We start from the raw sequence: 25,471 nt of genomic DNA, 5'->3' as shown, positions 1-25,471 counted from the left end.
CCAGGGACTGGCGTCCTCGATCGACAGCGGCGTCGTGGGTCCGACAAACTGACAACGTTGCCAATCTGCACGAGGCACGAGTAGAACGCGGACCCTGATGGCCTGTCAATGACCGCGCGCCGATCTTCACTTGCGCCGCTCGCGCCACCCGCGCCTCCCCGGGGGCGCTCGCCCGGGGAGCGGGCGGCGGCCGCCGGCAGCCGCCGCCCGCGCGTCGACGGCCGGCCGGGCGGCTGCACAGTGCGGCGGGCCGATCATGAAGCCCAGCTTCGGGCGGGCTTAAGAAACCCTCGATGGACCCGGCGCCGCGTCGGGGGAACAGTGGGAGCGCCACCGCGGCCGCGCCGCGCCGATGGCACCCCCGCAACCCTTTTTGAGGCTCAGGAGTCCGCCGTGAAAGCACTGGTCAAAGCAAAGGCGGAGCCCGGTCTGTGGCTCACGGACGTGCCCGAGCCCGTGCTCGGCGCGGGCGAGGTGCTGATCAGGGTGCTGCGCACCGGCATCTGCGGCACCGACCTGCACATCCGCGCGTACGACGGGTGGGCGCGGCAGGCGGTGCGCACCCCGCTGGTGCTCGGCCACGAGTTCGTCGGGGACGTCGTCGAGGTGGCGCCGGGGGTGAGCGGCATCGCCCCGGGCGACCGGGTCAGCGGCGAAGGGCACCTGGTGTGCGGCACCTGCCGCAACTGCCTGGCCGGGCGGCGGCACCTGTGCCGCTCCACCGTGGGCCTGGGTATCGGCCGGGACGGCGCCTTCGCCGAGTACGTCACGCTGCCGGCGGCCAACGTCTGGGTGCACCGCACCCCGGTGGACCCCGATGTCGCCGCGATCTTCGACCCGTTCGGCAACGCGGTGCACACCGCGCTGTCCTTCCCGCTGGTCGGCGAGGACGTGCTGATCACCGGCGCCGGCCCGATCGGCATCATGGCCGCGGCCGTCGCCCGGCACGCCGGGGCCCGCCACGTGGTCATCACCGACGTCAGCCCCTACCGGCTGGAACTGGCCCGGCGGGTCGGGGTGAGCCTGGCGGTGGACGTGCGCACCTCCAGCGTGGAGGAGGGGCAGCGCGCCCTCGGGCTGCGCGAGGGCTTCGACGTGGGCCTGGAGATGTCCGGCCGCCCCGAGGCGCTGCGGACGATGGTGGCGAACATGACGCACGGCGGCAAGATCGCCCTGCTCGGCCTGCCCACCGAGCAGTTCCCGGTCGACTTCGCCCGCATCGTCACCTCGATGATCACCCTCAAGGGGATCTACGGGCGGGAGATGTACGAGACCTGGTACGCGATGTCCGTGCTGCTGGAGGGCGGCCTCGACCTCGGCCCGGTGATCACCGGCCGCTACCCGTACCAGGACTTCGACGAGGCGTTCGACGAGGCGGCGAGCGGCCGCTGCGGCAAGGTCATCCTCGACTGGACCGCCTGACCCCTCGATACACCCGTTCCCTTACGCCTGTTGCCGTACGTCCGTTGCGGCGCGCCCGTTTTCTTACACATGTTGCCTTACGTCCGCTGCCGTACGCCCCGAGGAGACCCCCGTGTTCGACTCCGTCCGCGCCGACCTGCGCGCCACCCTCGACGAGATCCGCGCCGCGGGCCTGCACAAGCCCGAACGCGTCATCGGCACCCCGCAGAGCGCCACGGTCGACGTCACCGCCGGCGGCCGCCCGGGCGAGGTGCTCAACTTCTGCGCCAACAACTACCTGGGCCTGGCCGACCACCCCGACGTGGTGGCCGCCGCCAAGGACGCCCTGGACCGCTGGGGCTACGGCATGGCCTCCGTCCGCTTCATCTGCGGCACCCAGGAGGTGCACAAGGAGCTGGAGGCACGGCTGTCGCAGTTCCTCGGCGCCGAGGACACGATCCTGTACAGCTCCTGCTTCGACGCCAACGGCGGCGTCTTCGAGACGCTGCTCGACGAGCACGACGCGGTGATCTCCGACGCCCTCAACCACGCCAGCATCATCGACGGCATCCGGCTGTCCAAGGCCCGCCGGCTGCGCTACGCCAACCGCGACATGGCCGAGCTGGAGCAGCGGCTGAAGGAGGCCGACGGCGCGCGCCGCAAACTCATCGTCACCGACGGCGTGTTCTCCATGGACGGCTACGTGGCGCCGCTGGACGAGATCTGCGACCTCGCCGACCGCTACGGCGCGATGGTCATGGTCGACGACTCGCACGCGGTCGGCTTCGTCGGCCCCGGCGGCCGCGGCACCCCCGAACTGCACGGCGTCACCGACCGGATCGACATCCTCACCGGCACCCTCGGCAAGGCGCTCGGCGGCGCCTCCGGCGGCTATGTCGCCGCCCGCGCCGAGATCGTGGCGCTGCTGCGCCAGCGCTCCCGCCCCTACCTGTTCTCCAACTCCCTCGCCCCGGTCATCGCGGCCGCCTCCCTGAAGGTGCTCGACCTGCTCCAGGACGACTCGCCGGCCGGCCCCGGCCCCGCGCTGCGGGCCCGGCTCCAGGAGAACACCGCGCTGTTCCGGGCCCGGATGACCCAGGAGGGCTTCGACCTCGCGCCCGGCGACCACCCGATCGTGCCGGTCATGATCGGCGACGCCGAGCGCGCCGGACAGCTCGCCGACCTGCTCCTGGAGCACTCCGTCTACGCGATCGGGTTCTCCTACCCCGTGGTACCGCACGGCAGGGCCCGGATCAGGGTGCAGCTGTCCGCGGCGCACTCCGCGCAGGACGTCGAGCGCGCGGTCACCGCGTTCGTGGCCGCCCGGGCGGCCCTGGCAGGATGACCAGGTGATCGACACGCGCCGACTGCGTACCCTGCGGGCCGTGGCGGACCACCGTACGGTGACCGCCGCGGCCGCCGCGCTGTACCTGACGCCCTCGGCGGTCTCCCAGCAGCTCGCGACGCTGGAGGCCGAGGTCGGCCACCAGCTGCTGGTGCGCGACGGGCGCGGGGTCCGGCTGACCGCGGCGGGGGAGATCCTCGTCACCCACAGCAGTACCGTCCTGGCCCAGCTGGAGCGGGCCGAGGCCGAACTCGCCGCCTACGCCGGCGGCGCGGCCGGCACCGTCACCGTGGCGTCCTTCGCCACCGGCATCGCCACCGTGCTCGCCGGGGCGATGGCCGCGCTGGCCGGCTCGTCGCCAGGCATACGGGTCCGGGTGCGCGACGCGGAGGGCGACGAGAGCCTGGCGATGGTGCTGGACGGCCACGCGGACGCGGCGGTCGCCGTGGAGTACCGCGGCGCGCCCCGCGACGACGACCGGCGGCTGTCCCGGGTCGCGCTGTACGCGGAGCCCTTCGACGCGGTGCTGCCGCGCGGCCACCGCCTCGGCGGCTGCGAACGGGTCCGGGTGGAGGACCTCGCCGACGAGAACTGGGTCAGCCCCTACCCGGGCAACCCCTGCCACGACGTGGTCACCCTCGCCTGCGAACTGGCCGGCTTCCAGCCGCGCGTGGCGCACTCCTCCGACGACTTCCGGGCGGTGGCCGCCCTGGTCGGCGTCGGCGCCGGGGTCGCCCTGGTGCCGCGCTCGGCGCTGCGCGGCGTCCACCTGCCCGACGTCCAGGTCCGCCCGGTCGCCGGCAGCCCCGCCACCCGGCGCGTCTTCGCCGCCGTACGCCGCGGCGCCGAGGACCACCCCCTGATCCGCCCGGTGCTGGCCGCCCTGCGCGAAGCCGCCACCCACCTGCGCCCCGACCCCGCCTGACCGCCTGCCCCTGGACCGTGTCCGACCGATCCCGCCCCCATGGCCAGGGGGCATGGGGGCGCCCCCAGCCGGCGGGGCCTGGCACACGCGCTCTCCCCTTGCCTTCGGCGGGAGGGGCCCCAGCGTTGCCGGTCGTCGGCGCGGCCCGCTGCGCTCTGTCCCTCCCGGGGCTTCGCCCGGGAGGGACCCCCACCCTCCGCCTTGCGATCGGGGGCCTCCCGTGCAGGAGGCCATGGGGGAGCACCAGCCCCGTCGGCCCCCGCCCCTTGGGCGGGACGACGCTCCTTGCCAGACACGGCTTAGGCTCACGGGATGGGGATCGCATACGAGTGGCGCGGGCAGTTCGGCAACGGCGAGGTCGAGGCGCTGCACGCGGCCGGTTTCGGGCACGAGGCAGGGGCGACGGACTGGTGGGGGCGGGTGTGCGGGCACAGCCTGGGGTGGGTGTGCGCGCGGGAGGCGGGGGAGCTGGTGGGGTTCGTGAACGTGGTCTGGGACGGCGGGGAGCACGCGTTCGTGCTCGACACGGTCGTGGCGCCGGGCCGGCAGCGGACGGGGGTCGGGGCGGGGCTGGTCGAGGAGGCGGTCCGGCGGGCGCGCGGGGCGGGGTGCGGGTGGCTGCACGTGGACTTCGAGGAGCGGTTGGCGCCGTTCTACCTCGGGTCCTGCGGCTTCACCCCCACGGCCGCGGGCCTGATCGCGCTGTGAAGGGTCCTCGCCGCCGCGGCGGCGAGGACCCTGCGGGCCGCGCCTAAGGCAGCAGTTGCCGCGGTACGAAGCCCTCGTCGGCCAGGCGCTCCCACAGCTCGGCGGGGATCGGCAGCCGCGCCGCCCCGGCGTTCGCGGCGACCTCCGCGGCCGAGCGGCAGCCGACGACGACCGAGGTCACCGCCCGGTGCAGGTAGGGGAACTGCACGGCCGCCGCGGACAGCGGCACCCCGAAGTCCGCGCAGATCTCCTGGCAGCGCCGGGCGCGGGCCAGCTCCCGCGCCGGCACCGGCCGGTAGTTGAACATCGCGCCGTCCGAGGGGTCGGCGAGCAGCCCGGTGTTGAAGACCCCGCCGACCACCACGGCGGTGCCCCGCTGCGCGCACAGCGGCAGCAGCGTGTCCATCGCGTCGTGGTCGAGCAGCGAGAACCGGCCCGCGATCAGCACCACGTCCACCTCGTAGCCGGCGACGTACTCCGCCAGCGGCGCGCAGTGGTTCATGCCGAACCCGATCGCCCTGACCAGGCCCTCGTCGCGCAGGCGGCGCACGGCCGCGTACGCTTCCGCGCGGACCTGCTCGGCGTAGTCGTCCGGGTCGTGCAGGTAGAGGATGTCGACGAAGGAACGGCCCAACCGCTCCAGGCTGGATTCCAGCGAGGCGCGGATGCCGCGCTCGGACCAGTCGGCGACCACGTCGGTGCCCGAGCCGTCGGCCCGCGGGCGCAGCAGCCAGCCGGTCTTGGTGGAGATCACCGGGTCGGTGACCCCGGCCGGGGCCAGCAGCCGGCCGAGCCGGTCCTCGGCCTGGCCGTGCCCGTAGCGCGGCGCGGTGTCGAAGTAGCCGATGCCCGCCTGAGCGGCGGCCCGGAGCGTGTCGGCCGCGTCCTGCTCGGCGACCTCCTCGAACAGCCCGCCCAGCGGGGCGGTGCCCAGGCCGAGCGGGGGCAGCGCGAACGGCAGCGAGGTACCGGCGCCGCGCGGCGCGGTCGCGGCGCTCACCGGGCCTCCTGCCAGGGGGAGGTACGGGCCGGCTCGGCGCCGCGCAGCGTCATCGCCAGCGTCAGCCGCACCTGGCTGCCGCCGGGCAGCGCCACCTTGACGTAGCGGCCCCGCACCGGCAGCGTGTCGCCGTCGTCGGCGCGCACCGAGTGCAGCACGTGCTCGGCGAACGAGCCCGCCTGCACCAGCAGCGTGCGCGGCGCCGTACCGGTGTTGACCAGCTCCACCACGGTGTGCTCCGGGCGGATGTCGCGCACCAGCGCCGCGACGTCCCGAGGCAGCCCGGGCCGCTGCTCCTGCGCGTCGTGGTAGCGCACGTGCAGCTGCGCGAGGCCGCCGTTGTAGAGCACCTGCGGGGAGCCGGTGGTCAGTTGCAGCAGCGCCTCGGTGACCACCGGGTTGAGGTTCTGCCAGTGGTGGATGCCCAGCGCGTCCGGGCCGACCGCCGGGTCCACGCTGTCGCCCTCGATCTGCGCCAGCCGCTGCGCGCACACCTGGAGCGCGCCGGCGAGCATCCGCTCGGGGAAGTCCGCGTTGCGCCCGCCGAGGAACTCGTGCCAGGGCTCCTCATGGCCGCACTCGTCCTTGGTGCGCTGGACGTGCACCTCCGCCCAGTCCCAGCGCGCGCCCGCCCGCAGCTGCTCGATCCGCGCCGCGTCCGCCGGGTCGCGGCTGAAGTGCCACAGCGCCAGCGGGAGTTGGGTGGGCATCACGGTGAAGTCGAACCAGCCCGAGTCGTTGTGCCGCTGCGGGACCATCAAGGTCCGCTCGCCCGGGATCGTCGCCAGGTGCGGCTGCCACCGCTTGCCCAGGGTGCCCATCTGGTCGGCGGTGCGCTGCTCGGCGTGGCGCAGCACCGCGTCCAGCGGGTTGCGGGCCAGCTCCAGGTAGGAGTCGTCGCCGGTCACCGCCACCGCGTTGACCGCGCCGACGATCGCGGCCGAGGCGACCGACGACAGCCCGTGCGGCCACGACCAGCCGTAGTGACCGCCGTACCAGCGGCCCTCCAGGTACGCGCCGACCTCGCCGTCGAGCCCGGCGTTGTCCGGGAGCACCTCGCGCCCGGCCAGCCGCTCCCGCCAGACTCCGGCGTACTCCGCGACCCAGTCGGCGTACCGCCGCCCGCCGCCCAGCAGCCAGGCGTTGGTGGCCAGCGTGGTGGAGGCGAGGTTGACCAGGGTGTCGCCGCGGCCCATCCGGTCCCACATCACCCGCCCGTAGGCGCGGGCCCGCGCGGGGTCCGCGGCCAGCTCGTCGAAGGAGGACACCCCCGTGCCCCAGTCCAGCGGCAGGCCGTACGGGCGCAGCGCCAGGCTCCACGGGAAGTACACGTCGTGGTCGCTGAAGCCCGGGCGCGGGCCGCCGGCGCCGTTGTGCGGCGCCCCGATCACCCGGTGCACCGGGTCGTAGTTGGGGCCGCCGGGCAGGTAGACGTCGGCGAAGCGGCAGGCCAGCTCGCGCAGTTCGGCGTCACCGGGGTCGGCCAGGCACAGGCCGTAGAAGAGCAGCATGCCCTCGCCCTGGTGGAACCAGTCGTAGCCGCGCTCCAGACCGCCGGTGACCAGGCCCATCTCGGTGAGCTGCGCGGTCACCCCGCGCCAGTGCTGCCGTGCGGCGGCCAGCAGGTCGGTGCTGCCGCCGAGCAGGTACAGCGTCGGCCAGTTGAAGAACGGCTCGTAGAAGTCGTCCACGCCGTCCCGGTCGTCCAGGCCCTCGCCGAGCGAGTCGCGGAAGACCAGGCGGCCGTCGCCCTCGGTGTAGCGGTCGGCGAAGACCCGCCACGCCTTGTCCTGTACGGCGAACAGCTCCCGCTCCAGCGCGGCCCACCGGGGGACCTCGGTGACGCGGCGGGTGGCGGTCAGCTCCGGTTGGCGCGCGGCGCCGGGTACGGTCATCGGCCCGCCGCCCGCGCGGCCGGCCCGCCGTCGATTGCTTCAACCCCGAGCATCGGGTACACCCGACCTCCCATAATCGTTCATCGATAGCCGATTTCTAGACTTCATTGCGGGGGCTGCCGTGTCAAGAGCCGCCGCGGCACCGCGAAGACCGCCTCGGGGGCTGCCACCGCCGGCCGCCGGCAGCGCCGCCCACCCGCCTGACCAGGGAGCACACCATGATCGACAGCCACGCCCACCTGTGGGACCCGCGCCGCGGCTTCCCCTGGATACGGCCGGACTCCCCGCACCACCGGCCCTTCACCGCCGACGACCTGGCCGCCTCCGCCGCCGGCACCGGTGTGCAGGGCACCGTGCTGGTCGAGGCGTCCCGCGGCGACGCGGGGGAGACCGATACCCTGCGCGCCCTGCGCACCGCCCGCCCGGACCTGGTCGCCGGCTACGTCGGCAACCTCCATGTGCACGGCGGCGCCGGCCCCGAACGCTTCCGTGCCCTGCTGGAGGAGTGGGGCGCGAGCGGCCCGGGCGGCATGCGGATGGGCGGCCGGAGCTGGGCGGACACCCCGCCGCAGGCCCGCGCCCTCCTCCCGGTGCTCGCCGAGGCCGGCGTCGTGCTCGAACTCAACCTGGGCGAGCGGGCGCTGCGCACCGCCGCCGAGGCGGCCGCGCGCCACCCCGGGCTCGCCGTGGTCGTCGACCACCTCGGCAACCCGCCGCACCTCGACGCCGACCCGGGGCCCTGGTACGAGGACCTGGCGTACGCCGCCGCGCACCCGGGCGTGCACGTCAAGATCTCCGGCCTGCTCACCCAGCAGCACGGCGTGCCCGCCGACCGCGTCTCCCGCCTGGTCCGGCAGGTCGTCGACGCCGTCGGCCCGGCGCGCTGCCTGGCCGGCTCGGACTGGCCGATCTGCCTGCCGCGCGGCACCCGGCAGGAGTCGCTGGCCGCCGCCCGCGCCGGGCTGGCCCACCTGCCCGCCCGGGAGCGGCGCGAGGTGCTGCACGGCACCGCCGTACGCGTGTACGGGCTGGGCGGTTGACAGTGTCCGGCGCCCCTGATTCGATTTGACTGATCGATAGGCGATAGATGAACACCCCGGCGCCCTTCCACCGCGCGCATGGTGCGGCGAGGGCCGATCGCTCCGGGGTGTCACAGCGGTTACGCGGCAGTGGGCGGTTTTCCATCGATAGACGATGAAAACGCGTACCCTGGACGGACCCGCCCCCACGAAGCAGGATTGGGAATCATGGCATCGAACCCGTCGGCTGAGTTCGTCTCCACGCTGGCCACCAACAAGGACCGGTTCCGCAAGACCCTGATCTCCGACCAGGTCTACGGGCTGCTCCGCCAGTCCATCGTCGACGGCGAACTCGGGCCGAACGACCGGGTGGTCGAGTCCGAGATCGCCCGCAGACTCGGGGTCAGCCAGGCGCCGGTGCGCGAGGCGGTCAAGCAGCTGGCCCGGGAGGGCCTGCTGATGCACGTGCCGCGCCGCGGCCACTTCGTCGTCGAGATCTCCTCGCAGGACGCGGAGTACGCCCGCCAGGTCCGCGAACCGCTGGAGCGGCTCGCCGCGCGGCTCGCCACGCAGCACGTCACACCCGAGCAGCTCGCCGCGCTCGACGCCCTGGTCGAGCAGATGCACGCCGCTGTCGCCACCAATGACGTCAGCCGCTTCCGCGACGCCGACATCGAGTTCCACACGCTGATCAGCCAGAGCGCCGGAAACCCGTTCCTGGCCCGCATGTGGGAGGTCATCGAGCCCAGCCTGCGCACCCTGCGGGCCATCGCCGACCCGCTCTTCGAGGGCGACTGGCACGCGATGGCCGACGAGCACGGGCGGCTGGTGGGCCTGCTGCGCGCCGGCGACGCGGAGGCGGCCGCCGAGGCGTTCGCCGACCACGCCGCCGGGCGCGGCCCGGTCCCCGACGCCCGCGCGGCCAAGCAACCCGCCAAGCCCGCGGGCGCCAAGTCCGGCAGGTCCGCGGCCAAGTCCCGCGCCTGAGCAGCACGTTCGGCCCCGGGGAGCACGCGCGCCCCGGGGCCGACGCATGCCCGCAGCCGCAGCCGCAGCCGCAGCCGCAGCCCGCAGCACGACCGTGCCCGGGCCGGAAGTGCGGCCCGGGCACGGTCGGTTCAGCCGCGCGACCTGCTAACGGCGCGCGCCCGCCGTCCACTTGGCCGCCCCGTACTGGTAGGCGCCCAGGCTCGGGACGGCGTCGGTCGAGCCGTCGTTGACGCCCGCCAGCGGGATCGCCGCGTTGCGGGCCGGCGAGGCGGCCGTCAGTTCGTAGTCGTGGTCGGCCGCGTCCACGAAGAGCGGGTCGGTCGTGGCGGTGTCGAGGTTGTTCGACATCACCAGCCCGCCGTCCGTGGCGCCGTCGGAGCCGGTGATCGGGCCGATGTTGTTGTAGATCTTCGTCCCGGTCGACTGGTCCGTGCCCTTGACGTACATCATCGTCATGCCGCCGGTGTTGTTGTACACGCCGTTGTTGTACGACCCGGAGCCCAGGCCGTTGAGCATCACCGTGCCCTGGAGGTTGTTCCAGCCGACGTTGTCGGCGATCACCAGGTCGCTCTGCCCGTTGTCGGCGTAGACGCCCGCGACCGCGAACGGGGTGACGCCCGGGGTCGGGGTGCCGTCGTGCAGCAGGTTGTGGTCCACCGAGGTGCCCATCATGTCCGCGCCGCAGCAGGTGTAGATGCCCGCGGTGTCCAGGCTCAGCCGGGCGTACTGCGAGATGTCGTTGTACGCGATCCGGTCCTTGCCGGCGGTCAGCCCGCTGGTGGTGCCCCACTGGAGGTTGATGCCGCTGCGGCCGACCCGGTAGATGGTGTTGTTCAGCACCGTCTGGGAGTTGCCCATCACGGCGATGCCCGCCGCGTAGGTGCCCATGTAGTCCACGTCGTGGATGATGTTGTCGGTCGCGGTGTTGTTCTGCCCGGCCAGCGCGATGCCGTTGCCGGCGCTCAGCGACAGGTCGCTGTTCACGATGGTGTTGTACGTGCCGTTGAGCACGATCCCGGTGTCACCGACCCCGCGGTCCACGCTGGACCCGCAGTCCGTGGCGCCCTGCGTGATGTCGGTGTAGTGCGACAGGTAGGTGCCGGTGAGCGTGTCCAGCGTGTCGTGGGTGCTGGTCGAGCCCGTGGTGATGGTGGACGCGAACAGGTTCAGGCCCACCACCGAGGTGTAGGACGCGTTCGTCAGGTCGAAGGCGCGCTGCCGGGCCTTCGCCTCCACCGTGTGCTGCGCGGGGCTGTCGGTGCTGTACAGGTACAGCCGGTGCGCGGCCGGGTCGTAGAACCACTCGCCGGGGTTGGCCAGTTCGCCGATCTTCCCGGACAGCGCGTAGCGGGTGTCGGTCGGCACCACCTTGTGCACGCACGGCGGCGCCGCGGACAGCGTCACCGAGCCGGTGTCCGAGGCGGCCACCGTGGAGGTCGCCGAGACGTACCAGTAGCCGGTCAGCGCCCGGCCGCCGTTCCAGTAGCCGGCCGGCCGGGTCAGCGCGGCGTCGTCGATGGTGGCGTCCGCGCTGCCGGCGCCGGCGTGCTCGATGGCCGGGTTCAGCAGGTCCAGGCCCGGGTAGGGCCACTGCGCCTCGATGTCCATCGCCTGGTCGGTGAAGACCTGCACCGTGGTCGGGTCGCTGCCCAGGTCCACGTCGGTGCTCCACACATGGCCCGCGGCGACCGCGTCGCTGAACAGCGAGTCCTGCGCGTAGGGGTCGCTCTGGGCGATGGCGGTGACATCCGCGCCCGTCACCTGGCTCCAGCCGCTCAGCGCGGAGGTCCCGCTGATCGTCACGTCGGCGCCGGGGGCCGCGCGGTAGGTGATCGGCAGGCCCGAGCTGCCCGAGTGCGCCGGGGTGACCGTCTCGCGGTAGGTGCCCGACTCGATCAGGCAGGTGTCGCCGGCGACCATCACGTCCGCGCACTTCTGGATGTGCTGGAACGCGGTGGCGGCGGCCAGCCCGTCGGCGGTGTCGCTGCCCGACGGCGCGACGTAGTAGGTCTGGCCGGTGGCGGCCGCGTGCCGGTGGCCTTGGGCGGCGGCCGGCGAGGCCGCCGCGGCCATCGACAGCACCGCGATGGCGCCGGCCGCGGCGGACAGCAGGCCCCGGCGGGCCCTCGTGCCCGATATACGTGATCTGTACAGGATGTTCAGCACTCCATTGTCCTTACTCCTGACGGGACCGATGGGAACCGGACGGGCGGCGTCATCCCTTGACCGCGCCGACCGTGAGACCGCTGATGATGTGGCGCTGCATGTAGAGGAAGAAGATGACCACGGGGGCCACGGCGAGCAGCAGGTTCGGGAAGACCTTCGTGAGGTCGGTCGAGTACTGGCTGATCCCCGCGTAGATGGCCGTCGTCACCGTGTAGTGGCCCGACGACGGGCTGAGCAGGATCTGCGGACTGATGAAGTCGTTCCAGATCCCGATGGAGTTGAGGATCAGCACGGTCACCACCGCCGGGCGCATCAGCGGGAAGATGATCGTCCAGAACGTGCGGTAGCGGCCCGCGCCGTCGATGGTCGCCGCGTGGTCGATGTCGACGGGGATGGTGCGGATGAACCCGACGAACAGGAAGATGCTCACCGGCAGCGTGGACGCCACGTCGTGGGCGACCAGCCCGGTGACGGTGTTGGCGAGCCCGAGGTCGCGCAGCACGTAGATCACCGGGATGATCACCGCCGCCCCCGGGATGAAGGTGCCCGCCAGGAAGTACAGCAGCACCAGCTGGGTGCGCCGCTTCAGGCTGCGGGCGATCGCGTACGCCGCCGGCCCGGCCAGCGCGATGCACAGCACGTCCACCGCCACGACCAGGAACAGCGTGAAGCCGTAGCCGCCGATGACGTTGTACTGCGGGCTGTGCACCGCCGCCGACAGGTGGGACAGCGTCAGCCGGCCCGGTACCAGCGAGAACGGGTTGTTCAGGATGTCGTCCTGCGACTTGAAGCTGTTGACCACCAGCAGGTACAGCGGCACCACCATCACCACGAACAGCAGGCCCAGCAGCACCCACCGCAGCGGGGAGCGCGCCTCCCGCCGCTCCGCCAGGGACAGCGTGCCGCCCCCGCCCCGCCGGCCCTTGCGCCTTTCCTCGGTCGCCGCCTCCAGCACGGCCATCGCCGCCTCCTAACCTGTCGCTGCTTGGTCTTGGCGGTTGCGCAGTGCCGTCACCACGAGGGCCAGCACGGCGGAGACGACCATCAGGAACACCGCCTGAGCAGTCGCGTAACCGACCTTGGTGCCCTCGAAGGAGCGGGCCAGAATGAGATACGAGAACGTCTGGGTGGAGCCGGCCGGACCGCCCCCGGTCAGGCTGACCACGATGTCGTAGGCGCGGATCAGCCCCACCAGGTTCAGCACGGTGGCGATGGTGACCACCGGCGCGATCATCGGCACCACCACCCGCAGGTTCGTCTGCCGCCGGTTCGCGCCGTCGATCGCGGCGGCCTCCAGCAGCTCGGCGGGCACCGTCTGGAGCGCCGCCACGAACAGCACCACGTTGAAGCCGAAGCCGGCCCACACGATGACGCCGATCAGCGACATCAGCGCCATGTGCTCGTCGAAGAGGAACCCGACCGGGCCGAACCCGAACTTCGCCAGCGTGTTGTTGATGGCGCCGTTGGTGCCGAGGATCGCCGCCCACAGGTAGCCCAGGATCAGCGCGCTGATCACGTGCGGGAAGTACGCCACCGCGCGGAAGAAGGAGTTGCCGCGCGAGCGGCCCTTGAGGATCAGCGCGTAGGCCAGGCCGAGCCCCACCTCGAAGACGGTGCCGACCGCGGCGATCAGCGCCGTGACGTACCAGGACTGGGTGGAGTTGGGGTCGTCGAACAGGTGCCGGTAGTTGTCCAGGCCGATGAAGTCGGCCGAGGAGAAGCCGTTCCAGTTCGTCAGGCTCAGATAGACCGCCACGCCGACCGGCACGACGGTGAGCACCGTGTACAGCACCACCGCCGGGCCGATCATGGCCAGCGAGACCGCCGCCGCCTTCAGCCGGGCGGCCTGCCGGCTGGTCGCCGGTCCCTTCGGGGCCGGCGCGTCGGGGGCGGGGGGCGCGCCGGAGCGCTGCCCCCGCCGGGTCAGCTCTGCGAGTTCCACCACTTGTCCAATCCGGACGCCGCGCTCTTCGCGGACTTGCCCGAGAACAGCGACTGGACCGTCGTGTTGAGCTGGTCGCTGTAGCCGCTGAGCGGCTGGCGCTCACCGGACTTCACGATCACCGACGGCGCCTTGTCCAGGATCTGCTGGACCGCCGTGCCCAGGCTCGACATCGGGTACGTGAAGCCCTGCCGCAGGTTGCCGTCGGCCGCCAGCTGGCTCTTGACCGCGGCCGGGTCGGTGACCAGCCACTTGACGAAGTCGATCGCCGCCGCCTTGTGCTTGGAGCGGTTGACCACCACGTACGGGTCGGAGATGTTGCCGAACTGGCCGGAGGGGTAGGCGCCGTCGGTCGGCATCGTGAACACGCCGATCCCGTCGCTCTTCTTCGCCTGGTCCGCGGCCGGCACGAAGTACGAACCCATGATGTACATCGCCGACTTGCCGTTCAGGAACGCCGTCTGGCCGTCCGCGTACGTCAGTCCGAGCGCGCTCTTGTTGAGGTACCCGGCGTCGATCCAGTTCTTGTAGTCCTGGAAGTAGGCGGTGTAGCCGCTGTCGGCGAAGCTGACCTTCTTGTCCTTGCGCTCGACGGTCCAGTCGGGGTCGGCGGTCATCACCCCGGCGTCGGCCATCATCGAGAACTGGGCGCCGGTCACCCACTGCCCGGCGGTCTGGAGCGGGGTGTAGCCGGCGGCCTTCAACTTGCCCATGGCGGCGGTGAACTGCGCCATCGTCTTGATGGCGGAGGCGTCCACGCCTGCCTTGGTGAAAGCGGCCTTGTTGTAGAAGACCAGCGACTGGATCTGCTCGCCGACGCCCACCACATAGCGCTTGCCGCCGATCGCGTACTGGTCGGCGAGCGGGGTCTTGGCGGTCCAGGGCTGGTCGCTGAGGTCGGTGTACAGGTCCGCGTCGTCGGCGGTCGGGGTGATCTGCTGGGCGATGTCCGGTGGGTCGCCCGCGGCCAGGTCCTGGGTGAGCTTGGCGTTCGCGGAGATGGTGCCGGTCAGCTCCAGCTTCACCTTCGTACCCGGGTGCGCCTTCTCGTACCGGTCGAAGAGCGTGTTCCAGTACTGCTCGGTGAGGTTGGGGGTGATGTTGACGATGACGCGCAGCGTCGTGCCGTCGGCGGAACTCCCGGAACCGCTGCCGCCGCAGGCCGCGGCCGATGCCATTACCAGAGGGGCCGCGGCGAGAGCGCAGGTGCGGCGCCAGATCTTTCTCATTTCGGGACACGCTCCGTTGCGTAGTCATGGATCACGAACGGCCGAGATCGCGGGCACACGAGGTCGGCGGGTCGACAAACGGCGGAAGACCCGGATACGGGACCCGGATGACGTTCCGCTGCCCGGGGCGCGGCGCCGGGGTCAGGTCCGGGCCGCGCCCGCGGGAGGCGGTGGCCCGACGGCCCGGATGGGGCCGCAGGAACCCTCACTCCCGAGGATTATCGTCTATCGATTACTGATGCTAGGTGCGGTGCCGCGCATGTTCAAGAGTCGTGCGGCAAGCGCTTGCCCGCAGGACGCCCGGCCGTTCCGCCGCGGTCACGACTCCTCCGTCATGACCAGCTCGATCACCGGAAGCAGCACGTCAGGACGGGTGACCGGGACGGTCAGCGTGAGCGTGTCGGCGCTGCGGCCGGGCGGGGCGAGGTTGTTGTGCTCGTGCTGGGCGCCGTCCAGCTGCTGGAAGCGGACCTCCGAGCCGTCGTGCAGGAACTGCGCGTAGCGCACCCGCCCGGCCAGCCCGCGCAGATGGACGTGCTTGAGCGGCCACACCGGCAGGTGCAGGTAGAGGCGGTCGCCGGCCCGGGTGTACAGCGCGCCCGGCGGGGGTTCGTACGCGCTCGGGCCCGCGCCGTGCACGGCCCGGGCGTGCGGCCGCATCCACTCGGCGATCTCCCGCAGGGTGCGCCGCGCCCGCGGGTCCAGTGCGCCGCGGCCGGTCGGGCCGACGTTGAGCAGCATGTTGCCGCCGCACGCCACCGACTGCACCAGCATCCGCACCAGCAGCGCCGGGTCCTTGTAGTCGTGGTTGTCCCGGTCGTACCCCCACGACCCGTTGAGGGTGTGGCACGCCTCCCACATCACCGGCACGCCGTCGCGCTCCAGCGGCGCGTCCGGCTGGTACTGCTCGGGGGTCACGTAGTCGCCGCCGGTGCCGAGCCGGTCGTTGACCACGATGCCCGGCTGCAACTCCCGCACGGTGGCGAGCAGTTCCTCGGCTCCCCACTGGGCTGGCCCCATGCCGGGGTAGCTGAAGTCGAAGAAGAGCAGGTCGATCGGGCCGTAGCCGGTCAGCAGCTCCCGCACCTGGCCGTGCAGGTAGGTGCGGTAGCGGGCCAGGTCGCGGGGCTCGCGCTCGGCGGGCGTGCCGCGCAGCGGGTGGTGCCGGTCGACGGGGAAGTCGCCGTGGTGCCAGTCGAGCAGCGAGTGGTACAGGCCCACCCGCAGCCCCTCGGCCCGCATCGCGTCGGCGAACTCGGCCACCAGGTCCCGGCCGACCGCCCGCGCGGAGGTGTAGTCCGTGAGCGCGGAGTCGAACAGGCAGAAGCCGTCGTGGTGCTTGGTGGTCAGCACCGCGTACCGCATCCCGGTCTCGCGGGCGGCCCGCGCCAGTTCGCCCGCGTCGAACAGGTCCGGGTCGAAGTGCTCCAGGTAGCGGTCGTACGCCTGCTGGGACATGGCCTCCCGGCTGCGCACCCACTCGTGCCGGGCGGCCATGCTGTACAGCCCGAAATGGACGAAGAGTCCGAAGCGCGCGGCCCGGAACCACTCGATGGATGGCGTGGGCACTGAAGTCTCCTGCCGTGGTTGACAGCTCTTGTCGGTCGGCTGTTATCTACCATCGATAGGCGATAATGTCACTGAGGGTTGCGTGCAGAGCTGTGCGCGGAAAGGCGTGGCGGGATGAACCCGACAGGGGATCAGGGAGCGCCGGAAGCAGGGGACATGCGGACGTACGGCTCGATGCGGGCGCCGGTGCACACCGCGAGCTACGTCCGGCCGACCGAGCGGATGCTCACGGCGCTGAAGGGGGTGAGCGCCGCGACCGCCTGTGCGAAACTCCACCAGAGCGGCATCACGCGGACCTTCATCGACGGCCCGGTGCCGCTGCACCGCGAGCCGGACGTCACGGTCGTCGGGGGCGCGGTCACCCTGCAGTTCCTGCCGCAGCGCGAGGACGTCTTCTCCGGCGCTGAGCAGGAGGACATCGAGCGCAAGACCGCGCTGTGGGGGGTGCTGGAGTCGATCCAGCCCGGCGACGTGCTGGTCGTGTCCGCCTACGGCAGCCACTTCACCGGCTGCCTCGGCGACATGCTGGTGCGCTACTTCAAGCTGCGCGGCGGCGCGGGGATCGTGGTGGACGGGCGGGTGCGCGACGCGGCCCGTATCCGCGCGCTGGGCGTGCCCGTGTGGTGCACCGGGGTGACCCCGCACTACGCCTCGCAGACGGAGCTGTTCCCGTCGGCGTTCAATGTGCCGGTCGGCGTGGGCGGGGTGCTGGTCACCCCGGGGGACGTGATCGTCGCCGACGAGGACGGGGCGGTCGCGGTGCCGCAGCCGAACGCGGTGCCGCTGGGGGAGGACGCGCTCGCGCACCAGGACCGCGAGGTCTTCGCCCGCCGCCGGCTCGACGAGGGCGGGCGGCTGTCTGACTACTACCCGCTCACCGGCGCGGGCCTGACGGAGTACCTGGCCGCACGCGGCGGCGAGGGGTAGCGCGCGGCGCCCGGCCCGGGGTGCCTACCGGGCCGGGCGGGCGGGCGCGGGCGGGGCTCAGGGCTGGATGTTCTCCAGGTCGGCCAGCAGGTTCGGGTGCTTCGGCTCCCAGCCCAGGGCCTGTCGGGTGTGGGCGCTGGAGGCCGGCTGGTCGGCGGCGAAGATCGGGCCGAACGGGCCGAAGGTCTCCTGCGGCACCGGCTGGACCGGCAGCCCCAGGCGCCGGCCGATGACCTCCGCGATGTCCCGCACGGCGTCGCCCTCGTCGTCGACCGCGTGCCAGGCGGTGCCGGGCGGCGCCGACTCCAGGGCGAGCCGGAACAGGGCGGCGGCGTCGCGCGCGTGCACCGCCGGCCAGCGCTGGGTGCCGTCGCCGGGGTAGCCGGCCACGCCGCTGCGGCGGGCGGCCTGGACCAGCAGCCCGGCGAACCCGCCCGCGCCGTTGTTGTGGACCGTGCGCGGCATGCGGACCGCCGAGCTGCGCAGGCCGCTTTCGGCCAGGTCGAGCAGCGCGTTCACGGTGCGGCTGCGGCCGCCCACCGGCCCGTCGGTCGGCAGCGGGTCGGCCTCGGTGGCAGGGCGCCCCGCGGCCAGCGGCGTGCCCGAGACCACCACGATCGGGCGGTCGCTGCCGAGGAGCTCCTGCCCGAGCGCGGCCACCGCGGCGCTCTCCTCGGCGATACCGCGGGTGAGCGCCTCGGGGCTGGCGTAGTCGCGCCCGAAGGCGAGGCTGATCACCCCCTCCGACTGCGCGGCGCCCGAGCGCAGGGTGTCGAGGTCCGCCAGCTCCCCGCGCAGCACCGAGGCGCCGGCGTCCTGGAGGGTGCGCGCGGAGGCGTCGGAGCGGGCCAGCGCGAGGACGCTGTGCCCGTGGTCGAGCAGTTCGGCGACGACGGCGGACCCGATGGTTCCGGTGCCGCCGGTGACGAAGACGTGCATGAACTCTCCCTCAAAGTGATGGGACCGTTGTCCCGTCATCGACGATACACCGTGATGGGACAACAGTCCCATCGCCTTATCCTGGTGTCATGGCTAGATGGCAACCAGGTGCGACCCAGCGACTCGTCGTCGCGGCCGTGGACCTGTTCAGCGAGCAGGGCTACGACGCGACGACGGTGGCGCAGATCGCCGAGCGCGCCGGCGTCACCAAGAGCACCTTCTTCCGGCACTTCGCCGACAAGCGCGAACTGCTGGTCGCCGGGCAGGAGACCCTCAGCCGGCTGCTGGCCGACGGCATCACCGACGCCCCCGCCGACGCCACCCCGCTCCAGGCGGTGGCCGCGGGCCTGGCCCGCGCCTCGGACGCCATGGGACCGGCCAACCGCGACCTCGGCCCCCGGATCAAGGCCGCCGTCGCGGCCAGCACCGAGCTCCAGGAGCGCGACGCCCTCAAGAGCGTCGGCCTGGCCGCCGCCATGGCCACCGCGCTGCGCGGGCGCGGCATACCCGACACCACCGCCCAACTCGCCGCCGAGGTCGGCATCCTCGCCTTCAAGCGCGGCTACGCCCGCTGGTCGGAGACCGGCCGCGAGGACGACGCGCCCGAACTCGCGCCCTACGCGCTCGCCGCGCTGGAGGACCTGCGGGCCGCGACCGCCGAACTCGGCTGAGGCTGAAACATCGGCCCGCCCACCCGCCCTGACCAGCCCCGGGCGCGGCGCGGCGGGTCGCGGACCGGCGGCGTGGGCGGCGCGTTCGGGGGGCGCGGGCCCGCCGGGGCAGTGACCCGTACAGGTGCCGAGCGCTCTGCCGGAGCGGGCCGGGGCGCGGTGATGATGAGCAGGCCGCGCCGGACAGCTGCGCGGCGGATGACCGCTGCGAGCCAAGGAGTCCGCGTTGCTGCTGCTCATCTCCCCGGACAGCGTCGAGGAGGCCCTCGACTGCGCCAGGGCCGCCGAACACCTCGACATCGTCGACGTGAAGAAGCCCGACGAGGGATCGCTCGGCGCGAACTACCCGTGGGTGATCCGGGAGATCCGCGAGGCCGTGCCTGCCGACAAGCCGGTCTCCGCGACCGTGGGCGACGTGCCCTACAAGCCCGGCACCGTCGCACAGGCCGCACTCGGCGCGGTCGTCTCCGGCGCCTCCTACATCAAGGTCGGCCTCTTCGGCTGCACCACGCCCGAGCAGGCCGTCGACGTGATGAGCGGCGTGGTCCGCGCGGTCAAGGAGTACCGCCCCGACGCGCTCGTGGTCGCCTCCGGATACGCCGACGCCCACCGGATCGGCTGCGTCAACCCGCTCGCGCTGCCCGACGTCGCCCGGCGCGCCGGCTGCGACGCGGCCATGCTCGACACCGCGATCAAGGACGGCCGCGGCCTGTTCGACCACCTGCCGCACGAAGCCTGCGCCGAGTTCGTCCGCCGCTCCCACGACGCCGGACTGCTCGCCGCCCTCGCCGGCAGCGTCAAGGCCGGCGACCTCGGCGCCCTCACCCGCATCGGCACCGACATCGTCGGGGTGCGCGGCGCCGTGTGCGAGGGCGGCGACCGCAACACGGGAAGGATTCAGCCCCGCCTGGTGGCCTCCTTCCGCGCCGAGATGAACCGGCACGCCCGCGAGCACGCCACCACCGCCGCCGCGGCGAGCTGACCGCGCCCATGGCGACGCACCCGCCCGACGAGGCGACCCTGCTCCCCGCCGCACCCGCTCCCGGCCACGAGCCCGCACCCGATCCCGTGGCGGGGACCCGGGCGGCGCCCGCGGTTGGCGCCGAATCCGGTCCCGGGGTCCGCCCCGAGCCTGCGGCCGAGGCCTTCCGCGCAACCGGCGCCCGTGGTGGGGCGACGGGCCAGGGCGTTCCCGGGGCGGGGACCGGTGGTGAGCCCGGGCCCGGCGCCCCCGCCGGCTCCGCATCCGCGTCCGGACCCTGCTCCTGCGCCGCATCCGAACCGGTGGCCGCTGCGGCGGCCGGTGCCCGTACCGGCGCCGGGCCGGGAGACGGACCCCCCTTGGCGGCCCGCGCCCGGCGGCCCCGCACCCTCGCCGTCCACGACCCCGCGACCGGAGAGGTGTTCGACCACGCGCCCGACCAGCACCCGGCGGAACTGGACCGGATCGTGGCCCGGTCCAGGGCGGCCTGGCCCGGCTGGCGGGCCGACGCCGCCGCCCGCGCGCAGGCCCTGCGCGCCGCGGCCGACGCGGTGCAGGGCGCCGCCGCCGACCTCGCCCCGCTGCTCACCCGCGAGCAGGGCAAGCCGCTCGCGGAGGCGTACGCGGAGGTCACCCGCACCGTGGCGCGGCTGCGCTACTTCGCCGAACTCGCCCCCCAGCCGCAGCCGATCAGCGACGGGCGCCCGGTGCGCAGCCAGCTCCGGTGGCGCCCGCTCGGGCCGGTCGCCGCGATCGTCCCGTGGAACTTCCCGATCCAGCTGGCCGCGGCGAAACTGGCGCCCGCGCTCGCCGCGGGCAACACCGTCATCCTCAAACCCTCCCCGTACACGCCGCTTTCGACCCGGCTGCTGGCGAGCGTGCTCGACGGCGTGCTGCCACCGGACGTGCTCACCGTCGTCACCGGACGCGAGCCGCTCGGCGCGCGGCTCGCCGCCCACCAGGGCATCCGCCACGTCACGTTCACCGGCTCGGTCGCCACCGGCCGGGCGGTGGCCGCGGGCGCGGCCGGATCACTGGCCCGGGTCACCCTGGAACTCGGCGGCAACGACGCCGCGATCGTGCTGGACGACGCGGACGTCGACGCGATCGCCGACCGGCTGTTCTGGGCCGCCTTCCGCAACTGCGGCCAGGTCTGCATGGCCGTCAAACGCGTCTACGCCCCCGCCCGCCTCTACCCCCGCGTGGTCGACGCGCTCGCCGAGCGGGCCCGTACCGCCGTCGTCGGCAGCGGGCTCGACCCCGCGGTGCGGCTGGGACCGCTGAACAACGCCGCGCAACTGGCGCACGTCCACCAGGTCACCGCCCGGGCGCTCGCCGATGGCGCCAGGGCGGCGGCCGGCGGGCGGCCCTTGGACCGGCCGGGCTGGTTCCACGCCCCGACGGTGCTGGCCGACGTGCCGCCGGACAGCCCGGTGGTGACCGGGGAGCAGTTCGGCCCGGTGCTGCCGGTGCTGGCCTACCGCGACCTGGACGAGGCGGTCGAGGCCGCCAACGCCACCGGGTACGGCCTCGGCGGCTCGGTGTGGGGCACCGACACCGACCGCGCCGAGCAGGTCGCCGAGCGGCTGGAGTGCGGCACCGCCTGGATCAACCACCACGCCGAACTGTCCCTGGCCCAGCCTTTCGCCGGCACCAAGGACAGCGGCGTCGGGGTGGCCGGCGGCCCCTGGGGGCTGTACGGCAACCTCCAGCCGTTCGTCGTGCACCGCCCGGCGCGGGAGGGGTGACCGCGTGGCGCTGACGTTCGACGCCGCGGTGCTGCGCTCGTACGAGAGCCGGTTCGCCGTGGAGGAGGTGGTGCTGCGGTCCGGGCCCGCCGACGGCGAGGTCCTGGTCCGGATCGCCGGGTGCGGGATGTGCCGCACCGACCTCGCCGTGCGCGGATCGGCCGGCCGCTCCCCGCTGCCCGCCGTACTCGGCCACGAAGGCGCCGGGGTCGTGGTGGAGACCGGCGGCCCCGACACCGGGCTGGACCCCGGCGACCACGTGGTGCTCAGCTTCGACTCCTGCGGCCGGTGCCGCAGTTGCGCCAGCGGCGCGCCGGCCTACTGCGACTCCTTCGCCGCGCTCAACCTCTTCGGCGGCCGCCGCGAGCACGCGACGCGCTTCACCGACGCCGCCGGCGGCACGCTCGCCCCCCGCTGGTTCGGCCAGTCCGCGTTCGCCGAGTACGCGGTGGTCGCCGCCCGCAACGCGGTACGCGTCGACCCCGCGCTGCCGGTCGAACTGCTCGGGCCGCTCGGCTGCGGCTTCCTCACCGGCGCGGGCGCGGTCTTCCACACCTTCCGGGCCGGACCCGGCGACAGCGTCGCGGTACTCGGCGCGGGCGCGGTCGGCCTGGCCGCGGTGATGGCCGCGGTCGCCGCCGGGGCGGATGTGGTCGCCGTCGACCGGCACCCCGAACGGCTCGCGCTCGCCGAGCAGTTGGGCGCGACCGCGCTGCCCGCCACCGCCTCCGACCTGGCCGGGCGCATCCGGCGGCTGACCGGCGGCGGCGCGAGCTGCGCCCTGGACACCACCGCCTCGGCCCGGCTGATCAACAACGCGCTGTGGGCACTGCGCCCGACCGGCCACCTCGGGCTGGTGGCACGGCTGCACCGCACCCTGCCGTTGGAGGTGGGCGCGCTGGACCGCGGCCGGCGGATCTCCCACATCTGCGAGGGCGACGCGGTGCCCGGGGTGCTCATCCCGCGGCTGATCGGGCTGTGGCGCGCCGGCCGCTTCCCCTTCGACCGGCTCATCCGCCGCTACCCGCTCGCCGCGGTCAACGACGCCGAACGCGACTGCGACGCGGGGCGCGTGGTCAAGCCCGTGCTGATCCCGGAGGGCCGCGGCCGCTGAACCGTACGCGCCCGGCGCCCGCCGCCGTACGCCCAGGCCGCAGCGCCGTACACCCGCCCCGCCCGCACCTCCGCCCGCCCGTCCGTTCACCCCCTAAGGAGCACCCATATGGCCAGCACCGCACTCCGGCACAGCGCCGGGGGAGACGTCGAGGGAGGCGTCGGCCGCACCGCGCTCCTGGTCGCCGCCTCCCGCGCGATCGAGACCCACCGCCGCGACAGCCTCGCCCAGGACGTCTTCGCCGAGCACTTCGTGCGCGCCGCACCCGCCTGCGCGGACTGGCCGCTGCGCATCGGTGAGGTGCCCGACGGCGACGCCGACCCGCTGTGGGGCCGCTTCGCCCGCTACTTCGGGCTGCGCACCCGGGTCCTGGACGACTTCCTGCTCAGCTCGGTGCACGCCGGCGGCGCCCGGCAGGTGGTGCTGCTCGGCGCCGGGCTGGACTCGCGCGCCTACCGGCTCGACTGGCCGGAGGGCTGCACCGTCTACGAACTCGACCGGGAGGGCGTCCTCGCGTTCAAGCACGAGGTGCTCGCGGGGCTCGCCGCCACCCCGCGGGCCGCCCGCGTCCCCGTCCCGGCGGACCTGCGCGGCGACTGGGCCGGCGCGCTGACCGCCGCGGGCTTCGACCCCGCCGCCCCCAGCGTCTTCCTCGCCGAAGGGCTGCTGTTCTACCTGCCCGGCGCCGCCGAGACCGCCCTGATCGAGACCGTGGACCACCTGACCGCCCCCGGCAGCGCGGTCGCCTTCGAGGTCAAGCTCGAACCGGACCTGCTGGAGTACCGCACCAGCCCGCTCTACGTCGCCACCCACCGGCAGATCGGCATCGACCTGCTCGGCCTCTTCGCCCGCGAGCAGCGCCCCGACTCCGCCGGCGCGCTCGCGGCCAGGGGCTGGCACACCTCGGTCCGCACCCCGTTCGAGTTCACCCGCGAGCACGGCCGCGGCCCGCTCCCCGAGCCCAACGACGCGCTGGAGGGCAACCGCTGGGTGTTCGCGACCATGCCCCGCGCATGAGGTCGGCCGCGCAGGGTTGCCGGGGCCGGCGGCGGGTATGACGCGGGTGATCGGCACATCGAGGAAACGGGGGGGACCATGAAGGAGTGGCTCGCGCGGAAGGGCAGCCGGGTGCTGGACATGATGTCGCAGCGGCGGCGGATGGCGAAGTACGACGACCCGGACGCCCACCGGCGGGGTGCGCCCGACCGGGACGCACTGCTGCCGTACAACCACACGCAGACGCCGATTCCGCCGATGAACAGCATCAACTGAGGTACAGCGAACCGATCCTCGCGGCCCGCACCTGACGCGGCGGCCGCAATAGGGATGATTGCGTAAACACCTCTCGTCAACCGCTCGACCGCATCCCCGACTTCACCCCGGCTCCGGTCGCCGGTGAGGCAACGCCCCTCGTCAGGGCGGTGATCGGGGGAGCGGTCGGGCCTTTGTGCTGCCCCGGGAACGCACTTCCGGCGGCGCCCCCTGTGCCCGGCCGAGGTCGTATCGCCGTCGTATCACCGCTCTATCACGGTCATATAACGGACATTCGCCCGTGCTCGCCGCTGCCGCCATTCCACGATGATCACGCAACCATCACGGCCGGGCCGCATTCGCCCCCGAGCCCGCCCGCGCGGCCCCGCACCCTGTGACCTCGGACGTTGCCGCTTCCGCCGCCACGCGACACCCCAAGGACGATGGCGGACCCGGGCCGCGCCCGGCGCCCCGGATGGGCTCGGACCGCCGGTGAAGCCCCTTGTCAAGAGGGCCTGGTGGCGCCTCGGGGGAGTGCTGAGGCGCCCTCGACGAGCAAAACGCACGAGATTTTGTCCGCTTTGGAGCGAATGTGGAAAATTTCATGCCCGCCAAGGGTTGCCAGATGCGCAATGGTTGCGTAACCATCGGCGTGCGACGACGGACACGATCGTCTGCTAAGACGTCAGGGGATTTCGACATGGCCAGTAGTGCACCCGCAACGGCGCGGAGCGGCCCGGCGCCCGCGCGTTCTCGCCCCCGGGGGCCGGCGCGCAGCAGGCGCTGGATCGGCTGGGGCTTCGTGGCCCCGTTCGTCGCGGTGTTCGCGCTGGTCTTCCTCGCCCCGATCGCCTACTCGATCTACCTGAGCCTGTACCGCAACCAGTTGATCGGCGGCAACCACTTCGTCGGCCTGGACAACTACACCCAGGCGCTGCACGACCACGAGTTCTGGTCGGGCCTGGGCCGGGTGGGCCTGTTCCTGGTCGTCCAGGTGCCGATCATGCTCGGCATCGCCCTGCTGGTGGCGCTGGCGCTGGACAGCGGCCGGCTGTACGGCAAGAACTTCTTCCGGATCTCGATCTTCCTGCCCTACGCGGTGCCGGCCGTGGTCGCCACCTTGATGTGGGGCTTCATGTACGGCAAGCAGTTCGGCCTGGTGCAGAGCATCAACGACCACCTGCACACCTCGATCCCCGACCCGCTCGGCCCGCACTGGGTGCTGCTGAGCATCGGCAACATCGTCACGTGGGAGTTCGTCGGCTACAACATGCTGATCTTCTACGCGGCCCTGCGGGTGGTCCCCTCCTCCCTGTACGAGGCCGCCGCGATCGACGGCGCCGGCCAGTGGCGGGTCATCCGCTCGATCAAGATCCCGGCGATCCGCGGCGCCCTGGTGATCGCGACCGTCTTCTCGATCATCGGCAGCTTCCAGCTGTTCAACGAGCCGAGCATCCTCAAGAGCCTGGCGCCGAACGCGATCACCACGTTCTTCACGCCGAACCTCTACACGTACTCGCTGTCCTTCGGCGGCCGCCAGCACAACTACGCCGCTACGGTCGCGATCCTCATGGGGATCGTCACCATGATCGTCGCCTACGCCGTGCAGCTGCGCGGCATGCGCAAGGAGAACTGAACCGTGGCCGCCGA

At 73.1% G+C, this 25,471-nt stretch carries 21 protein-coding genes and 1 pseudogene; 14 read left to right on the top strand and 8 right to left on the bottom strand.

What is annotated here, in order from left to right:
• Window positions 1-393: 393 nt before the first annotated feature.
• The 4 genes from tdh to WA788_RS05785 all read left to right on the top strand — a co-directional run bounded on the left by tdh (window position 394) and on the right by WA788_RS05785 (window position 4,379).
• Window positions 394-1,422: an L-threonine 3-dehydrogenase gene (tdh, locus tag WA788_RS05800; RefSeq protein WP_335972275.1), complete on the top strand. Its 1,029-nt coding sequence runs from the start codon at window positions 394-396 to the stop codon at window positions 1,420-1,422.
• 112 nt (window positions 1,423-1,534) lie between these two features.
• Window positions 1,535-2,746 (top strand): glycine C-acetyltransferase, encoded by a 1,212-nt coding sequence (locus WA788_RS05795; RefSeq protein WP_335972274.1) that lies wholly within the window; start codon window positions 1,535-1,537, stop codon window positions 2,744-2,746.
• Between the two features lie 4 nt (window positions 2,747-2,750).
• Window positions 2,751-3,671 (top strand): LysR family transcriptional regulator, encoded by a 921-nt coding sequence (locus WA788_RS05790; RefSeq protein ID WP_335972273.1) that lies wholly within the window; start codon window positions 2,751-2,753, stop codon window positions 3,669-3,671.
• Between the two features lie 312 nt (window positions 3,672-3,983).
• Window positions 3,984-4,379: a GNAT family N-acetyltransferase gene (locus tag WA788_RS05785; RefSeq protein ID WP_335972272.1), complete on the top strand. Its 396-nt coding sequence runs from the start codon at window positions 3,984-3,986 to the stop codon at window positions 4,377-4,379.
• A 43-nt stretch (window positions 4,380-4,422) separates the two neighbouring features.
• Here WA788_RS05785 and WA788_RS05780 read toward each other — a convergent pair whose 3' ends face one another.
• Window positions 4,423-5,379: an aldo/keto reductase gene (locus WA788_RS05780; RefSeq protein ID WP_335972271.1), complete on the bottom strand. Its 957-nt coding sequence runs from the start codon at window positions 5,377-5,379 to the stop codon at window positions 4,423-4,425.
• Window positions 5,376-7,274: a hypothetical protein gene (locus WA788_RS05775; protein WP_335972270.1), complete on the bottom strand. Its 1,899-nt coding sequence runs from the start codon at window positions 7,272-7,274 to the stop codon at window positions 5,376-5,378. The genes WA788_RS05780 and WA788_RS05775 overlap by 4 nt, the downstream gene beginning before the upstream one ends.
• Before the next feature lie 218 nt (window positions 7,275-7,492).
• Between WA788_RS05775 and WA788_RS05770 the strand changes: the two genes are divergently transcribed.
• Together WA788_RS05770 and WA788_RS05765 are read left to right on the top strand one after the other, a co-directional pair.
• A complete protein-coding gene (locus WA788_RS05770; protein WP_335972269.1) occupies window positions 7,493-8,314 on the top strand; it encodes an amidohydrolase family protein in 822 nt (273 codons plus the stop codon).
• 207 nt (window positions 8,315-8,521) lie between these two features.
• On the top strand, window positions 8,522-9,280 hold the full coding sequence (locus WA788_RS05765; RefSeq protein WP_335972268.1) for a GntR family transcriptional regulator: 759 nt from the start codon (window positions 8,522-8,524) through the stop codon (window positions 9,278-9,280).
• A 147-nt stretch (window positions 9,281-9,427) separates the two neighbouring features.
• Here the strand turns inward: WA788_RS05765 and WA788_RS05760 are convergent, their stop codons facing one another.
• The 5 genes and pseudogenes from WA788_RS05760 to WA788_RS05740 form a co-directional block, all read right to left on the bottom strand.
• Window positions 9,428-11,449 (bottom strand): right-handed parallel beta-helix repeat-containing protein, encoded by a 2,022-nt coding sequence (locus WA788_RS05760; RefSeq protein ID WP_335972267.1) that lies wholly within the window; start codon window positions 11,447-11,449, stop codon window positions 9,428-9,430.
• Window positions 11,450-11,498: 49 nt separating this feature from the next.
• On the bottom strand, window positions 11,499-12,410 hold the full coding sequence (locus tag WA788_RS05755) for a carbohydrate ABC transporter permease (RefSeq protein WP_335972266.1): 912 nt from the start codon (window positions 12,408-12,410) through the stop codon (window positions 11,499-11,501).
• A 9-nt stretch (window positions 12,411-12,419) separates the two neighbouring features.
• Window positions 12,420-13,394, bottom strand: coding sequence for a carbohydrate ABC transporter permease (locus WA788_RS05750; protein WP_335972265.1), 975 nt, complete (start codon window positions 13,392-13,394; stop codon window positions 12,420-12,422).
• Entirely contained in the window at window positions 13,373-14,569 is a 1,197-nt protein-coding gene (locus WA788_RS05745) for an ABC transporter substrate-binding protein (RefSeq protein ID WP_335972264.1), read from the bottom strand. The genes WA788_RS05750 and WA788_RS05745 overlap by 22 nt, the downstream gene beginning before the upstream one ends.
• Before the next feature lie 369 nt (window positions 14,570-14,938).
• A pseudogene (locus tag WA788_RS05740) lies at window positions 14,939-16,207 on the bottom strand (alpha-L-fucosidase); the annotation flags it as partial.
• 138 nt (window positions 16,208-16,345) lie between these two features.
• On the opposite strand from WA788_RS05740, the gene WA788_RS05735 reads away from it, so the two are divergent.
• Window positions 16,346-17,116, top strand: coding sequence for a ribonuclease activity regulator RraA (locus WA788_RS05735; protein ID WP_335972263.1), 771 nt, complete (start codon window positions 16,346-16,348; stop codon window positions 17,114-17,116).
• Between the two features lie 57 nt (window positions 17,117-17,173).
• On the opposite strand, the gene WA788_RS05730 is transcribed toward WA788_RS05735, so the two are convergent.
• The gene (locus tag WA788_RS05730) at window positions 17,174-18,055 is read right to left on the bottom strand and encodes an SDR family oxidoreductase (protein ID WP_335972262.1); all 882 of its coding nucleotides are present in this window, start codon (window positions 18,053-18,055) and stop codon (window positions 17,174-17,176) included.
• A gap of 89 nt (window positions 18,056-18,144) precedes the next feature.
• On the opposite strand from WA788_RS05730, the gene WA788_RS05725 reads away from it, so the two are divergent.
• The 7 genes from WA788_RS05725 (at window position 18,145) to WA788_RS05695 (ending at window position 25,457) form a co-directional block, all read left to right on the top strand.
• Window positions 18,145-18,726 carry a TetR/AcrR family transcriptional regulator gene (locus WA788_RS05725; RefSeq protein ID WP_335972261.1) on the top strand — a complete coding sequence of 194 codons (582 nt, stop codon included), beginning with the start codon at window positions 18,145-18,147 and terminating at the stop codon, window positions 18,724-18,726.
• Window positions 18,727-18,952: 226 nt separating this feature from the next.
• The gene (locus tag WA788_RS05720; RefSeq protein WP_335972260.1) at window positions 18,953-19,708 is read left to right on the top strand and encodes a (5-formylfuran-3-yl)methyl phosphate synthase; all 756 of its coding nucleotides are present in this window, start codon (window positions 18,953-18,955) and stop codon (window positions 19,706-19,708) included.
• A 359-nt stretch (window positions 19,709-20,067) separates the two neighbouring features.
• Complete coding sequence (locus WA788_RS05715; protein ID WP_335972259.1) at window positions 20,068-21,456, top strand: aldehyde dehydrogenase family protein; 1,389 nt, start codon at window positions 20,068-20,070, stop codon at window positions 21,454-21,456.
• A gap of 10 nt (window positions 21,457-21,466) precedes the next feature.
• A complete protein-coding gene (locus tag WA788_RS05710; protein ID WP_335972986.1) occupies window positions 21,467-22,570 on the top strand; it encodes an NAD(P)-dependent alcohol dehydrogenase in 1,104 nt (367 codons plus the stop codon).
• Between the two features lie 108 nt (window positions 22,571-22,678).
• Complete coding sequence (locus WA788_RS05705) at window positions 22,679-23,587, top strand: class I SAM-dependent methyltransferase (RefSeq protein ID WP_335972258.1); 909 nt, start codon at window positions 22,679-22,681, stop codon at window positions 23,585-23,587.
• A gap of 78 nt (window positions 23,588-23,665) precedes the next feature.
• Window positions 23,666-23,842 (top strand): hypothetical protein, encoded by a 177-nt coding sequence (locus WA788_RS05700; RefSeq protein WP_335972257.1) that lies wholly within the window; start codon window positions 23,666-23,668, stop codon window positions 23,840-23,842.
• Between the two features lie 679 nt (window positions 23,843-24,521).
• Window positions 24,522-25,457: a carbohydrate ABC transporter permease gene (locus tag WA788_RS05695; protein ID WP_335972256.1), complete on the top strand. Its 936-nt coding sequence runs from the start codon at window positions 24,522-24,524 to the stop codon at window positions 25,455-25,457.
• Window positions 25,458-25,471 lie beyond the last annotated feature (14 nt).

Source organism: Streptomyces sp. CA2R106, from assembly GCF_037034245.1.
In the GTDB taxonomy this organism is placed as follows: domain Bacteria; phylum Actinomycetota; class Actinomycetes; order Streptomycetales; family Streptomycetaceae; genus Actinacidiphila.
Note: the sequence above shows the minus strand (reverse complement) of the source record. Positions and strands in the feature narration are given on the sequence as shown.